Source organism: Streptomyces xylophagus, assembly GCF_000716435.1.
Classification (GTDB): domain Bacteria; phylum Actinomycetota; class Actinomycetes; order Streptomycetales; family Streptomycetaceae; genus Streptomyces; species Streptomyces xylophagus.
Window position 1 is genome coordinate 220,447 of the sequence record NZ_JNWO01000002.1, and the last position, 13,664, is coordinate 234,110.

The 13,664-nt window shown below is 70.0% G+C and carries 11 protein-coding genes; 10 read left to right on the forward strand and 1 reads right to left on the reverse strand.

Annotation, left to right across the window (positions count from 1 at the left end):
- Positions 1-10: 10 nt before the first annotated feature.
- From OO70_RS04500 to OO70_RS04540, 9 genes are all read left to right on the forward strand, one after another.
- Positions 11-886 (forward strand): class II glutamine amidotransferase domain-containing protein, encoded by an 876-nt coding sequence (locus tag OO70_RS04500; RefSeq protein ID WP_043664316.1) that lies wholly within the window; start codon positions 11-13, stop codon positions 884-886.
- A complete protein-coding gene (locus tag OO70_RS04505; protein WP_043664318.1) occupies positions 874-1,563 on the forward strand; it encodes a GltB/FmdC/FwdC-like GXGXG domain-containing protein in 690 nt (229 codons plus the stop codon). The genes OO70_RS04500 and OO70_RS04505 overlap by 13 nt, the downstream gene beginning before the upstream one ends.
- 16 nt (positions 1,564-1,579) lie before the next feature.
- A complete protein-coding gene (locus OO70_RS04510) occupies positions 1,580-2,914 on the forward strand; it encodes an FMN-binding glutamate synthase family protein (protein ID WP_106971613.1) in 1,335 nt (444 codons plus the stop codon).
- Complete coding sequence (locus OO70_RS04515) at positions 2,911-4,005, forward strand: FAD-dependent oxidoreductase (RefSeq protein WP_051740640.1); 1,095 nt, start codon at positions 2,911-2,913, stop codon at positions 4,003-4,005. Before OO70_RS04510 ends, OO70_RS04515 begins: the two co-directional genes overlap by 4 nt.
- Before the next feature lie 53 nt (positions 4,006-4,058).
- Entirely contained in the window at positions 4,059-4,709 is a 651-nt protein-coding gene (locus OO70_RS04520) for a helix-turn-helix domain-containing protein (RefSeq protein ID WP_051740643.1), read from the forward strand.
- Positions 4,710-4,796: 87 nt separating this feature from the next.
- Positions 4,797-6,065, forward strand: coding sequence for an MFS transporter (locus tag OO70_RS04525; protein WP_043664321.1), 1,269 nt, complete (start codon positions 4,797-4,799; stop codon positions 6,063-6,065).
- Positions 6,049-8,769, forward strand: a complete 2,721-nt coding sequence (locus tag OO70_RS04530) for an MGH1-like glycoside hydrolase domain-containing protein (protein WP_043664322.1) — start codon at positions 6,049-6,051, stop codon at positions 8,767-8,769. Before OO70_RS04525 ends, OO70_RS04530 begins: the two co-directional genes overlap by 17 nt.
- Positions 8,766-10,250, forward strand: coding sequence for an alpha-amylase family protein (locus OO70_RS04535; protein ID WP_043664323.1), 1,485 nt, complete (start codon positions 8,766-8,768; stop codon positions 10,248-10,250). The genes OO70_RS04530 and OO70_RS04535 overlap by 4 nt, the downstream gene beginning before the upstream one ends.
- Positions 10,251-10,440: 190 nt before the next feature.
- Positions 10,441-11,367, forward strand: a complete 927-nt coding sequence (locus tag OO70_RS04540; RefSeq protein WP_043664324.1) for a hypothetical protein — start codon at positions 10,441-10,443, stop codon at positions 11,365-11,367.
- A 59-nt stretch (positions 11,368-11,426) separates the two neighbouring features.
- Here OO70_RS04540 and OO70_RS04545 read toward each other — a convergent pair whose 3' ends face one another.
- Positions 11,427-11,882, reverse strand: a complete 456-nt coding sequence (locus OO70_RS04545) for a MarR family winged helix-turn-helix transcriptional regulator (RefSeq protein ID WP_043664326.1) — start codon at positions 11,880-11,882, stop codon at positions 11,427-11,429.
- A 177-nt stretch (positions 11,883-12,059) separates the two neighbouring features.
- Here OO70_RS04545 and OO70_RS04550 point away from each other — a divergent pair, with 177 nt between their 5' ends.
- The gene (locus OO70_RS04550) at positions 12,060-13,517 is read left to right on the forward strand and encodes an MFS transporter (protein ID WP_043664328.1); all 1,458 of its coding nucleotides are present in this window, start codon (positions 12,060-12,062) and stop codon (positions 13,515-13,517) included.
- Positions 13,518-13,664: the final 147 nt, after the last annotated feature.

The following is a 13,664-nucleotide window of genomic DNA, read 5'->3' on the forward strand; positions in this document are numbered from 1 at the left end:
GGAGAGCCGCATGTGCGGAATCGTCGGGCTCCATCTGCGGGAGCCCTCCCTCGAACCCCGGCTCGGTGAACTGCTCACCGCCATGCTGGGCCAGGTCGTGGAACGCGGCCCGGACTCGGCGGGCGTCGCGGTCTACGGCGACCCGCGCCTGTCGCCGCCCGGGCGTGCCGTCGTCTCGCTGCTGGGAGTGACCCCGCACCAGGCGGCAACAGCGTTGCCGGACGCGGTGGTTGTCGCTGCCGACGCCACGACGGTGGTGCATGCGCAGTCGCCGGTCGCCGAGTTGCTCGCCACAATCGCGACCGCGTTGCCGCGGGCCACCGTCATCGGGTCGGGGGAGGGGTTCGCCGTCCTCAAGGGCACCGGAAATCCGGTCCAGTTGGCGAAGGAGTTCGGGCTCGCCGGAGTGACCGGCTACCAGGGCGTCGGCCACACTCGGATGGCCACCGAGTCGGCCGTCACCCCCGAGGGCGCGCATCCCTTCTCCGTCGGCCCCGGCCAATGCCTGGTCCACAACGGATCGTTCGCCAACCACGCCACCATCCGGCGTGAACTCCGCGCCCAGGGCGTGCAGTTCGACAGCGAGAACGACTCCGAAGTCGGGGCCCGCTTCGTCGCCCACCACCTCGACCGGGGCGCCGACCTGGAGAAGGCACTGCGGCTGCTGTGCGAGCGCTTCGACGGCTTCTACACGCTGCTCGTCTCCACCGCCGACTCCTTCGCGGTCGTCCGTGACGCCATCGCCTGCAAACCCGCCCTGGTCGCGGAGACCGACGCCTGGGTGGCGATGGCGTCGGAGTACCGCGCCCTGGACGTCCTGCCGGGCATCGAGAACGCCCGCATCTTCGAACCCGAGCCGGAAGAGGTGTACGTATGGCAGCGCTGACCGAGGTGGACCTCGGGGCTTCCTCCGTGCGTGATCTCAACCAGGCGCTGCATGCCCCGGCTACCGAATCGGCCGCATCCTGGCGGGTGTTGAACCCCCGAGGCGCCCACAGTGTCGCCTGCGGTCTCAAGGACGAGGTGACGGTCGACGTCGAGGGCCACGTCGGCTACTACTGCGCCGGCATGAACCAGCGCGCCACGGTCACCGTGCACGGCAATGCGGGAGTGGGCGTCGCCGAGAACATGATGTCCGGCGCGGTCCGGGTGCGTGGCGACGCCTCCCAGTCGGCCGGGGCCACCGCGCACGGCGGCCTGCTGGTGATCGAGGGCAACGCGGCGGCCCGGTGCGGGATTTCGATGAAGGGCGTGGACATCGTCGTCGGCGGGAACGTCGGCCACATGAGCGCGTTCATGGGACAGGCGGGACGACTGGTGGTCTGCGGCGATGCCGGTGACGCCCTCGGCGACTCCCTCTACGAGGCCCGCCTCTACGTCAAGGGCAAGGTCAAGTCCCTCGGCGCGGACTGCGTGGAGAAGGAGATGCGGGACGAACACCGCGTGGAACTCGCCGAGTTGCTGAAGGCGGCGGAGTTCGACCAGGACCCCGCCGACTTCCGCCGCTACGGCTCGGCCCGACGGCTGTACCACTTCAAGGTCGACAACTCGACGGCGTACTGAGGGAGTTGTTTCTGCCATGGACATGGATTTCGCATCCCGAGGCCTGCGTGAGTCGGCCACCTTCGACCGCGCCACCATCCACGCCATCCAACGGGCCGCAGCCACCGGCGTCTACGACATCCGCGGCTGGGGCGCCAAACGCCCCCTCCCGCACTTCGACGACCTGCTCTTCCTCGGCGCCAGCATGTCTCGCTACCCCCTGGAGGGCTACCGCGAGCGCTGCGACACGGACGTCGTCCTCGGCACCCGCAACGCCAAGTACCCGCTGCACCTGGACATCCCGGTCACCATCGCCGGCATGAGCTTCGGCGCGTTGTCCGCGAACGCCAAGGAGGCGCTCGGGCGCGGGGCGAGCGCGGCCGGTACCTCCACGACCACCGGCGACGGCGGCATGACCCCGGAGGAACGCGGCCAGTCCAAGCACCTCGTGTACCAGTACCTGCCGTCCCGCTACGGCATGAACCCCGACGACCTCCGCAAGGCCGACGCCATCGAAGTGGTCCTCGGGCAGGGCGCCAAGCCCGGCGGCGGCGGAATGCTGCTCGGCCAGAAGATCACCGACCGGGTCGCCGGAATGCGCACCCTGCCCGTCGGCGTCGACCAGCGCAGCGCCTGCCGTCACCCGGACTGGACCGGTCCAGACGACCTCACCATCAAGATCGGGGAACTCCGCGAGATCACCGACTGGGAGAAGCCGATCTACGTCAAGGTCGGCGCGACACGCACCTATTACGACGTGAAGCTCGCTGTCCAAGCGGGCGCCGACGTCGTGGTCGTCGACGGCATGCAGGGCGGCACCGCGGCCACGCAGGAGGTGTTCATCGAGCACGTGGGCATCCCCACCCTCGCCGCGATTCCCCAGGCGGTACAGGCACTTCGGGAACTCGGCGTCCACCGCGAGGTCCAACTCATCGTCTCCGGCGGCATCCGCACCGGCGCCGACGTCGCCAAGGCGATCGCGCTCGGCGCGGACGCGGTAGCCATCGGCACCGCCGCCCTGATCGCTCTCGGCGACAACCACCCCCGACACGACGCCGAATACCGTCAACTCGGGTCAGCAGCAGGCTACTTCGACGACTTCCAGGACGGCCGCGACCCGGCCGGTATCTCCACCCAGGACGAGGAACTCGCCGCCCGCCTCGACCCGGTCGAAGGCGGACGCAGGCTCGCCAACTACCTCCGCGTCCTCACCATGGAGGCCCAGACCCTCGCCCGCGCCTGCGGCAAGGCCCACCTCCACCACCTGGAACCCGAGGACCTGGTCGCCCTCACCATCGAGTCCGCCGCCATGGCCCGCGTCCCCCTCGCCGGCACCGACTGGATCCCCGGAACCCCTGGAGCCGTACGGTGATCGCCGTCGTAGGCGCGGGCCTGATGGGCGCGGCAACGGCCTGGCAACTCGTCCGGCGGGGCCACGAGGTCACCCTCGTCGAGGCGTACGACATCGGCCACAAGCACGGCAGCTCCCACGGCAGTTCACGCATCTACCGCCGCGCCTACGGCGACCCTCTCTACGTCCGCCTGACCGGCGAGGCCCGCGAACTCTGGCAGGAGCTGGAGTACGACACCGGCACTCAACTCCTCCGTCTCACCGGGGGATTGGACTTCGGCGCGGGCCGCGACCCGGAGGGCATCGCGGACCTCCTGGCGGCAGCCGCCGTACCGCACGAACTGCTGACCGCGACCGAAGCGACCGACCGCTGGCCGCAGTTCCGCTTCGACGGTCCCGTGCTCCACCACCCGGACGCGGGCACGGTCGACGCCGACGCGACGGTGGCCGCCGCGGTGCGCAGGGCCGCCGAGTTGGGCGCCCACGTACTCACCGGCGTCCGCGTGACCGGCGCGGACATCCGCGCCGACGGCCGGGTGGAGCTGCGTACGGACGGCCCGGCAGTCGTCGCGGACACGGTCGTCGTCGCATCCGGCGCCTGGCTGCCCCAACTCGCCGCCCAGCTCGGCATTTCCGAGCCCCTGCCACCCCTTCAGGTGACCCAGCAACAGGTCTTCCACTTCCGCCGCCGCGATCCGGAAGCGGACGCCTGGCCCGTCTTCGTCCACAAGGACGAACTGAGCCTCTACGGCCTCCCCTCCGGCAGCGACGGCGGACCGTTCCCGGCGTTCAAGGTCGCCCAGCACGATGAAGGCACCCCCACGACCGCCGACACCCGCACGGGCACCGTCGACCCCGTATCCCGCGACAAGGTCACCGCGTGGGTGGAACGCACACTGCCGGGCCTCGACCCCGCACCCGTGGCCGAGGCCAGCTGCCTCTACACCACCACCCCCGACGAGGACTTCGTCCTGGACCGGACCGGGCCCTTCGTCGTCGTCTCCCCGTGCTCGGGCCACGGCGCCAAGTTCACGCCACTGATCGGCAGCATGGCCGCGGACCTCGCCCTGGGCCGTACCGAGTCCCACCCACGCTTCGCACTGAGCCGATGACCCCCGACCCGCAACTCCCGGTAAACACACGCCCATCAGGCAGAATGACCGCCATGGGCACCGACCACGACGACCAGGCAGCCGCTCTGCCCGACCGGGAGATCACCCTCGAACAGGCCGACGGACCTGTCGACTTGGAGACCGCGATCGCCCGCCAGGTACGCCGCTACCGGATCGCGGCCGGCCTGTCGGTCGCGGAGATGGCGGCCCGGGTCGGCATCTCGAAAGCCATGCTCTCCAAGATCGAGAACGCGCACACCTCGTGCAGCCTCACCACCCTCGGCCGCCTCGCCACCGGCCTGAACGTGCCGGTCACCGCCCTCTTCCGAGGCGTCGACACCGAGCGCGAAGCCGTCTACGTTCCCTCCGGCCATGGCGCCCAGATCATCCGCCGCGGCAGCCGCGTCGGCCATCTCTACGAACTCCTCGGCGCCCTGCGCGGCCCCCACAAACGCATGGAAGCCGTTCTGGTAACCCTCACCGAGTCCAGCGAGGTCTTCCCCCTCTTCCAGCACCCCGGCACCGAACTGCTCTACATGCTCGAAGGCGTCATGGTCTACGGCCACGGAGAGGCGGCCTACACCATGCGTCCCGGCGACGCCCTCCAACTCGACGGCGAGGGTGCGCACGGCCCCCAGGAACTGGTCGAACTCCCCATCCGCTTCCTGTCCGTCACGGCCTTCGGTGACCACGGGAGGGACTGAAACGCTAGGCTGGGCGGCAGAATCGGGATCGTCAACGCGCCGGTGGCTGGGTAGCGCGTCTCTCCGACGTGTTTACGGGAGACGCTGATGGCGTACCGATCCCTCCTCCGCGTGCCCGGCGCGGCATTCTTCCCGCTGGGGTTCCTCGCCCGCCTTCCCTACGCCACCTCGTCGCTCGCGACCCTCATCCTCGTCCGGGCCGCCTCCGGGAGTTACGCCTTCGCCGGTCTCGCCGCGGGCGCCCAGGGCATCGCCAACGCGGTCGGCGGTCCGATCTCCGGGGCGCTGGCCGACCGCCACGGCCACCGCCTCGTCGGGGCGGTCACCGCACTCGCCAACGCCGTCGCCCTGACCTGCCTCATCGCGGCGAGCCACACCGACCGCGCGAGCATGATCGTCGCATCGGCCCTGGCCGGGTTGACCCAACCGCCGGTCGCCCCCCTGGCACGGGTCCACTGGTCACGCCTCCTCCGCGCACGCGACCGGCCCGACCTCATACCCACCGCCTTCTCGTACGAGGCGACCGCCGACGAGATCAGCTTCGTCGCCGGACCCGCGATCGTCGGCCTGCTCGCCTCCCTCGGCCCGACAGCGCCGACCATGGCGGCCATCGCCCTCCTCGTCCTGGCCACCCTCCCCTTCGCACTCTCCCTCACTCATGGGGGAGCCGAGCACCGGCAGAGCGCGCACACCTCCCGAACTCCCTTGCCCCGACTGCCACTTGCCGCCATGTTCCTCGCCATGGCCGCGATGGGCACGATGTTCGGAGCCGCGCAGACCGGCGTCACCGCCTACGCCAACGACAGCGGTGACCCGGCCAGCGCCGGTCTCCTCTACGCCGTCTTCGGCATCGGCAGCGCCCTTGCGGGTGCCGCCTGCGCCTGGCTCCCCGCGCGCTTCACCCTCCGCCACCGGTACGTGACCTTCTCCGCGACCTTGTTGCTGGGCGCCCTCACCCTGGCCGTCGGGGACAGACTTCATGCCGTCCCTACGGCCATGGCGGTCGCCGGTGTGACCGTCGCTCCGTACCTGATCAGCCTCTACGCCCTCACCGAACGCATCGCCTCCGCCGACCGGGCGACCGTCGCCCTGACGATCCTGTGCGCGGGCGGACCGCTCGGCACCGCCACCGGGCAGGTGTGGGCCGGGTACCTCGCCGACAGCCACGGCAGCGCCGGAGCGTTCCTGGTGGCGCCGGTCGCGGCGACGGCGGCGCTGCTGCTCGCCGTCGCGGTGTTCCTGGCGGGAGCCGACGCCCTCCGCCCGGCAGTTCGTGTTGCCGTCGGGTCCGGGACACCCGAGTCTGGGGGAATGGGTTCGGCCAAGGGGAGGACAAGCGATGGGGACGAACGGTGAAACACCGGACGCCGAACGGCGACGGCTGGCCGAGGCCGACGACTCCGGGGTGCCATGGCGCCGTTGGGGTCCTTATCTGAGCGAGCGCCAGTGGGGGACAGTCCGGGAGGACTACAGCCAGGGCGGCGACGCCTGGTCGTACTTCACCCACGACCAGGCCCGCTCCCGCGCCTACCGCTGGGGCGAGGACGGCATCGCGGGCGTCAGCGACGACAAGCAGCGGCTGTGCTTCGCGCTCGCGCTGTGGAACGGCCGCGATCCGATCCTCAAGGAGCGGATGTTCGGCCTCACCAACGCCGAGGGAAACCACGGCGAGGACGTCAAGGAGTACTACTTCTATCTCGACAGCACACCCACGCACTCTTACATGAAGTACCTCTACAAATACCCGCAGTCGGAGTTCCCGTACGAGGACCTGAAGGCCACCAACCAGGCCCGTGGGCGCGGTGACTTCGAGTACGAACTCCTCGACACCGGCATCTTCGACGAGGACCGCTACTTCGACGTGTTCGTCGAGTACGCCAAGGCCGGCCCCGAAGACCTGCTGATCGAGATCACCGCGCACAACCGCGGCCCCGACGAGGCACCCCTCCACCTGCTGCCGACCCTGTGGTTCCGGCACACCTGGTCCTGGGCGGGTGGGACCGTCGTCCCCTCCATCCACCAGGAACCCGGCGGCCCACTCCGCGCCGACCACGAGGAGCTGGGCCCGCGCTGGCTGTACTGCGACGCGGACGCGCAGACCCTGTTCACCGAGAACGACACCAACAACGAGAAGATCTTCGGCAGTTCGAACACCTCCCCGTACGTGAAGGACGGCATCGACCGGTACGTCGTCGCGGGCGAGACCGGAGCCGTCAACCCCGAGGGGACCGGAACCAAGGCCGCCGTCCACCACGTGCTCACCATCCCGGGCGGCCAGAGCGCCACCGTCCGCCTGCGCCTCAGCGCCACCGAACTGCCCGACTGGACCGGTGACTTCGAGCCGGTCATGGCGCAACGTCGTGCGGAGGCCGACGAGTTCTACGACGGCATCACCTCCGCCGACACCCCGGTCGACGAACGGCGCCTGGTCCGGCAGGCGTTGGCGGGAATGCTGTGGAGCAAGCAGTACTACTACCTCGACGTCGAGCGCTGGCTGTCCGAGCACGGTGTCGACCCGCTCGCCTCCGACCCACGCATCCGCAACAGCAACTGGTACCACATGGTCAACGACGAGATCATGTCGATGCCGGACACCTGGGAGTACCCGTGGTTCGCCGCCTGGGACCTCGCCTTCCATACCGTCGCCCTGTCGATGGTCGATCTCACTTTCGCCAAGGGCCAGTTGGACCTGCTGCTGCGCCGCCTCTACCTCCACCCCAACGGCCAGATCCCGGCCTACGAATGGAACTTCGGCGACGTCAACCCGCCCGTGCACGCCTGGGCCACCCTGTTCCTCTACGAGCTGGAGAAGCACCGCACCGGCAAGGGCGACCGCGCCTTCTTGGAGAACGCCTTCCAGAAGCTGATGAAGAACTTCAGCTGGTGGCTCAACCGCAAGGACACCGACGGCAACAACGTCTTCCAGGGCGGCTTCCTCGGCCTCGACAACATCGGCGTCTTCGACCGCAGCGCCCCGCTCCCCACCGGCGGCCACCTCGACCAGGCGGACGGCACGGCGTGGATGGCGCTGTACTGCCAGAACCTCCTGGAGATCGCCATAGAGTTGGCGGTCGACAACCCCGTCTACATCGAGCAGGCGCAGTCCCTCTTCGAGCACTTCGCATGGATCGCCGTCGCCATGAACCGCATCGGTGCCGACAACGCGAGCCTGTGGGACGAGGAGGACGGCTTCTTCTACGACGTGCTGCGACTGCCCGACGGCACGGCGACCCGGCTCAAGGTGCGCTCGCTCGTCGGACTGATCCCGCTCGCGGCCACCAGCCTCGTCGGCGGCTGGGCGGACCAGCGCTTCCCCGAACTGGTCGCGGGAGCAAGGGAGTTCATCGACCGCCATCCGGCGGTGGAAGCCACCATCTCCTCGCACGAGGCACTGGGCCCGAACGCCGACGGCCGGTACCTGTTCGCCCTGTTCGGCGAGGACCGGCTGCGGCGCATCCTGTCGCGGATGCTCGACGAGGGCGAGTTCCTCGGCCCGCACGGCATCCGCTCCCTCTCCCGCTATCACGCCGAGCACCCGTACAACTTCGAGGTGCACGGGGAGTCGTACGGAGTCGGCTATCTGCCCGCCGAGTCCGACTCCGGGATGTTCGGCGGCAACTCCAACTGGCGTGGCCCCGTGTGGTTCCCGGTCAACCTGCTCCTCATCCGCGCCCTGCTCAACCTGCACGCCTTCCACGGCCCGGAGTTCACCGTCGAGTGCCCGACCGGATCGGGCCGCCAGCTCACCCTGTACGAGGTCGCCCGCGAGATCTCCGACCGGCTCACCGCCACCTTCCTCAGCGACGAGGACGGACACCGGCCGGTGCACGGCGCCCAGGCCAAGTTCGCCAAGGACCCGCACTGGAAGGACCTGATCCTCTTCTACGAGTACTTCCACGGCGACAACGGCGCCGGCCTCGGCGCCTCCCACCAGACCGGCTGGACCGGCCTGTCCGCGGTCACGGCCACCCTCTTCCACATGTTGGGCGACGAGGAGTGGTCGGCCCGGGGCCGCGAGAGCCTCCGCCCGACCGGCGACCGAGAGGAGCCGCTGTCATGACCGCCTGGCCCGACCATCCGGTGATCTACGAGATCAACACCCTCATCTGGCTGGGGGAGTTGAGCAGCCGCTACGGCCACCGCGTCACCCTCGGCGAGGTGCCCGAGGCCGCCTGGGACGAGGTTGCGCTCGACGGCGTCGACGCCGTCTGGCTGATGGGCGTGTGGGAACGCAGCCCGGCCGGACTGGAGATCGCGCTGCGCGACGCGTCGCTCCAGGAGTCGTTCCGCGCGGCACTGCCCGACCTTCGCCCGGAGGATGTGGCCGGATCGCCGTACTGCGTCCGGAACTACGTCGTCGACGCATCCCTCGGCGGCCCCGAGGGTCTGGCCGCCGCCCGCGCCCAACTGGCCGCCCGTGGCGTCAGGTTGATTCTCGACTACGTCCCCAACCACGTGGCTCCCGACCACCCTTGGCTGACCGAACGCCCCGGCTGCCTGGTCCAGGGCACCCCGGACGACCTGGCCCGCGACCCCGCCGCCTTCCTCGAAGCCGGCGGCAAGGTCTTCGCCCGGGGCCGAGACCCCTACTTCGCGCCCTGGCCGGACGTGGTCCAACTCAACGCCTTCAGCGACGAGTTGCGCACGGCCGCCGTCGACACCCTGGCCTCGATCGGCGACCAGGCGGACGGCGTGCGCTGCGACATGGCCATGCTGCTGATGACCGACGTGTTCGCGAAGACCTGGGGCGAGCGGGCGGGCACGGCACCGGCCGAGGACTTCTGGCCGTACGTCGTCCCGAAGGTCCGCGAGCGTCACCCCGACCTCCTCTTCGTCGCCGAGGCGTACTGGGACCTCGAATGGGCCCTCCAACAGCAGGGGTTCGACCACTGCTACGACAAACGGCTCTACGACCGACTGCTGCACGAGGGCGCGGAATCAGTGCACGGTCATCTCCAGGCCGACCTTGCCTACCAGCGCGGCCTGGTCCGCTTCCTGGAGAACCACGACGAACCCCGGGCCGCCGCCACCCTGTCGCCCGAGCGGGAACGGGCGGCAGCCGTCACCATCGCGACCCTGCCCGGCGCGACGCTCTGGCACGAGGGCCAGTTCGAGGGACGGAAGGTACGGCCACCGGTCTTCCTCTCCCGTCGGCCGGAGGAGCCCGTCGACAAGGAACTCCTCGCGTTCCACCACCAGTTGCTCGCCGCCGTCGCCTCCTCCGGCATGCGCACAGGAGGGGAGTGGCGGCTGCTCGACTGCACCGGCTGGCCGGACAACCCGTCCCACGAGAACCTGGTCGCCTGGTCCTGGACCACCGACTCCAGCCGCCATCTCGTAGTCGTCAATCTCTCCGAACAACCCGCCCAGGGCCGCGTCCGCCTCCCGTGGACCGACCTGCGCGGTGGTACCCGCCAACTCACCGAACTGCTCACCGACTTGACCTACCACCGGGACGGCGACGAGCTGGTCGACCCGGGTCTGTACGTCGAGTTGGAGGGGCTGCGCTGGCATCTGGTCGCGGTGCTGCCCGGATCTTGATCTGTGTGCAACTGGTGAAGGATTGACGGGAGTTGTGAAAGGTGACAAGAATTCGGCTTACTTCGCTGTCCCTTTACTGAGCGAAGTACCTGCGAGCGGTCCGGTCGCGCACGCCCTCGATCGTTTCCTTTCGTGCGCCCGTCGCTCGCTCTGCCACCTCCCACACCTTTCACCATCGTCGAGGCTCACTTTGTCACGTTCGCACCACCTTCAATCCCTGTCCGCCCTCGCGGCCACCGCGTTCCTCGCCGCCGCCGCGCCCGTGCTCGCGGCCGGCCCGGCGAGCGCCACCGATTCCGACGCATGCCAGTCCGCCACCGTGCAGTACCGCATCGTCGGTGCCGATGGAAACGTTGTCGGCGCGGACTGGACCTCCCAGGGCGGGTTCCTTCAGTGGGACACCATCCCCGGCACCGTCGAGGTCCGGCTGGCTCCCGACCAGAGCGTCGGAGACAGCTGCAAGTACCCCGTCTCGCTCGCCGAGTACACCGCCGAAGGCCCCAACTGGTACAACTCCGGCCACCAGACCATGGTCGACAAGGCCACGGTCTACCTCACCGTCAAGGACGTCGCCGGCGCGGACGACGCACAGCAGACCTGGCAGCAGCTGAAGGTCAAGTCGCCCGACTGCTACGGCCAGATCGACCTGTACGGCGACGACGTCACCTACGACGGCGGCACGGGCGAGGGCCACGGCCCGCTTCCGTACCAGCCCGACAACATCATGACGCCGTACCACCTCATCGCGGCCTGGAACGGCGGCGACAAGGAGTGCACCCCGAGCACGCCGGACTCGCCCACCCCGACGCCGACCCAGCCGGCCTCGGCCCCGCCCGCGACGCCGTCGACCCCGGCCGACAGCACGCCTCCCGCCGAGGAGTCGACCCCGCCGGCCAGCCCCAAGCCGTCGACGACGCCTCCCACCTCCGCGCACGTCCCGCCGCTGAAGTCGACGCCCTCGCCCTCGCCGAAGGCGACGCCCAACGGTGGCAACCAGCCGCTGGCGGAGACCGGTTCCAGCGCGCCGGTCGGACTCATAGCGGGCGGTGCCGCCCTGGTGATCGCCCTGGGCGCCGGCGGGGTCTACGCGGCCGGCCGCGCTCGCCGCTCCTCCTGACACAGTCACGCCCGGCGTGAACCGACCGCCCCGCCCCGTGAGTTGTCACGGGGCGGGGCTCACGGCCGTGGCCAGGGACGCCCGCCGATCCGTTCGATGTCGGTGTTGAAGCGTCGTAGAAAAGCCGCGAAGGCGTCGATGTCCTCGTCCGACCAGCCGTCCATGATCTGGTCCAGGGACCGGACCAGACCCTCGCGTTCCTCGTCCAGCATCCGCTCGCCCAGGTCCGTGATGCGGAACTTGCGGGCCATGCCGCCCTGCGGGTCGGGGATGCGCTCCACCAGTCCGGAGCGCATGGCGGCCGCCGTCTGCCGGTTGAGGGTGGACGTGTCGAGGCCGAAGGCGTCGCTCAACTCGCCGATCGACATGGGTCCTTGGACGCGGATCCGGCTCAGCAGGATGTAGGCGCTGCGCTCCAGCACGCCGTCCTTGCGGCGACCGCCCTTCTGTGCGAGCAGGCCGTGCCGGCTGAGGAGCATCTGCTCGTACTCGACTTCGCGCGTGCGCCTGTCCATCGGTCCGCTGCCTCCTGCTTCCCGCCGATACCGCCGCCGTGTCATGCGGTCAGGGGCGGCCGTGCCCATCCTCGCACGACGGTATGCATCATCCCCATCACATGGCTGATACATACGATGTGTACGATGCACATTCCTTCACCTCCCGACCGAACAGACATGCCGAGGAGTCCCGTCATGGACGCCCCCCAGCCCTCAGCCCGCGCAGGCGGCGTGATCGCCACGCTGGCCTTCGCCGGCACCACGGCCGCGATCATGCAGACGCTGGTCACCCCGCTCATCGCCGACCTGCCGGAGATGCTGCACACCTCGTCCTCGAACGCCGCGTGGGTGATCACGGCCACCCTCCTGGTGGCGGCCGTCTGCGTACCGGTCGTCGGCCGCCTCGGCGACCTGCTGGGCAAGCGCCGCATGCTGCTCGCCTGCTCCGTCCCGCTGATCGTGGGCTCAGTGGTCTGCGCGCTCTCCTCCTCCGTCGTCCCGATGATCGTCGGACGCGGTCTGCAGGGCATGGGCATGGGCATGGTCCCGCTGGGCATCGCCCTGCTGCGGGACGTCGTACCGCAGGAGCGGCTGAGCCCCTCCATCGCGCTCGTCAGCGCCTCCATGGGCATCGGTGGCGGCCTCGGCCTGCCGATCGCCGCGGCCATCGCCCAGTACGCCAACTGGCGTGCCCTGTTCTGGGGTTCGGCCGCTCTGGCCGCGGTCGTCGCCACGCTGATCTGGTTCCTGATCCCGGACGTACCGGCCGCCGCCAAGGGCCAGCGCTTCGACGCCCCCGGCGCCCTCGGCCTCGCCGTCGGCCTGGTCTGTCTGCTGCTCGGCATCTCCAAGGGCGCCGACTGGGGCTGGGGTTCGGCCACCGTCCTGGGCCTGTTCGCCGTCGCGATCGTGGCCTTCCTGGCCTGGGGCGTGTGGGAACTGCGCACCGGCGACCCGCTGATCGACCTGCGCACCACGGCCCGACCCCGAGTCCTGATCACCAACATCGCCTCGGTCTTCGTCGGCGTCGGCATGTACTCCAGCATGCTGGTCGTACCGCAGCTGCTCCAGTTCCCCGAGGCCACCGGCTACGGCCTGGGCCAGTCGATGCTCGCGTCCGGCCTCTGGATGGCGCCCGGCGGCATCATGATGATGATCGTCTCCCCGCTCGGCGGAAAGCTCACCAACGCCCGCGGCCCCAAGTTCACCCTGATCAGCGGTGTGCTCGTCATCACCGCCGGCTACGCCCTGTCGATGGGCCTGATGAGCTCCGCGTGGGGCCTCATGGTGGTCATCATCGTCATCAACAGCGGCGTCGGCCTCGCCTACGGCGCGATGCCCGCCCTCATCATGAGCTCGGTCCCCCTCTCCGAGACCGCCGCCGCCAACGGCTTCAACACCCTCATGCGTTCCCTCGGCACCTCCATCGGCGCCGCGGTGATCGGCGTGGTCCTCGCCCAGATGACCACCACGGCGGGCGGCTACACCTTCACCTCCGAGGGCGGCTTCCGCACGGGCCTCCTCATCGGCGGCAGCGTCGCCCTGCTCGCGGCCCTGGTCGCGGCCGCGATCCCGGCCGTACGCCAGACCGCGCCCGGGGAGGAGAAGCCCGAGCCGGTCACCGCGCTCAAGGGTGCCGGGGTCGAGTCCTGACCGCAACACGCTGAACGTACGGGGGTAACGCTGCCCGGCGACGAAGGACTGCGGGATCGGTCCTCGGCGCCGGGCAGCGGGCTGTTCGACGACCGAGCATGGAGCGGCACGGGAGCTGTTGCCGATGGCGGGCCCGTGGGGGGAGCG

Excerpts from the sequence above, each read along its gene's own strand:
- OO70_RS04535 (WP_043664323.1), top strand. The coding sequence starts at position 8,766 with ATGACCGCCTGGCCCGACCATCCGGTGATCTACGAGATCAACACCCTC.
- OO70_RS04500 (WP_043664316.1), top strand. The coding sequence starts at position 11 with ATGTGCGGAATCGTCGGGCTCCATCTGCGGGAGCCCTCCCTCGAACCC.
- OO70_RS04550 (WP_043664328.1), top strand. The coding sequence starts at position 12,060 with ATGGACGCCCCCCAGCCCTCAGCCCGCGCAGGCGGCGTGATCGCCACG.
- OO70_RS04530 (WP_043664322.1), top strand. The coding sequence starts at position 6,049 with ATGGGGACGAACGGTGAAACACCGGACGCCGAACGGCGACGGCTGGCC.
- OO70_RS04505 (WP_043664318.1), top strand. The coding sequence starts at position 874 with ATGGCAGCGCTGACCGAGGTGGACCTCGGGGCTTCCTCCGTGCGTGAT.
- OO70_RS04545 (WP_043664326.1), bottom strand. The coding sequence starts at position 11,882 with ATGGACAGGCGCACGCGCGAAGTCGAGTACGAGCAGATGCTCCTCAGC.
- OO70_RS04510 (WP_106971613.1), top strand. The coding sequence starts at position 1,580 with ATGGACATGGATTTCGCATCCCGAGGCCTGCGTGAGTCGGCCACCTTC.
- OO70_RS04525 (WP_043664321.1), top strand. The coding sequence starts at position 4,797 with ATGGCGTACCGATCCCTCCTCCGCGTGCCCGGCGCGGCATTCTTCCCG.
- OO70_RS04520 (WP_051740643.1), top strand. The coding sequence starts at position 4,059 with ATGGGCACCGACCACGACGACCAGGCAGCCGCTCTGCCCGACCGGGAG.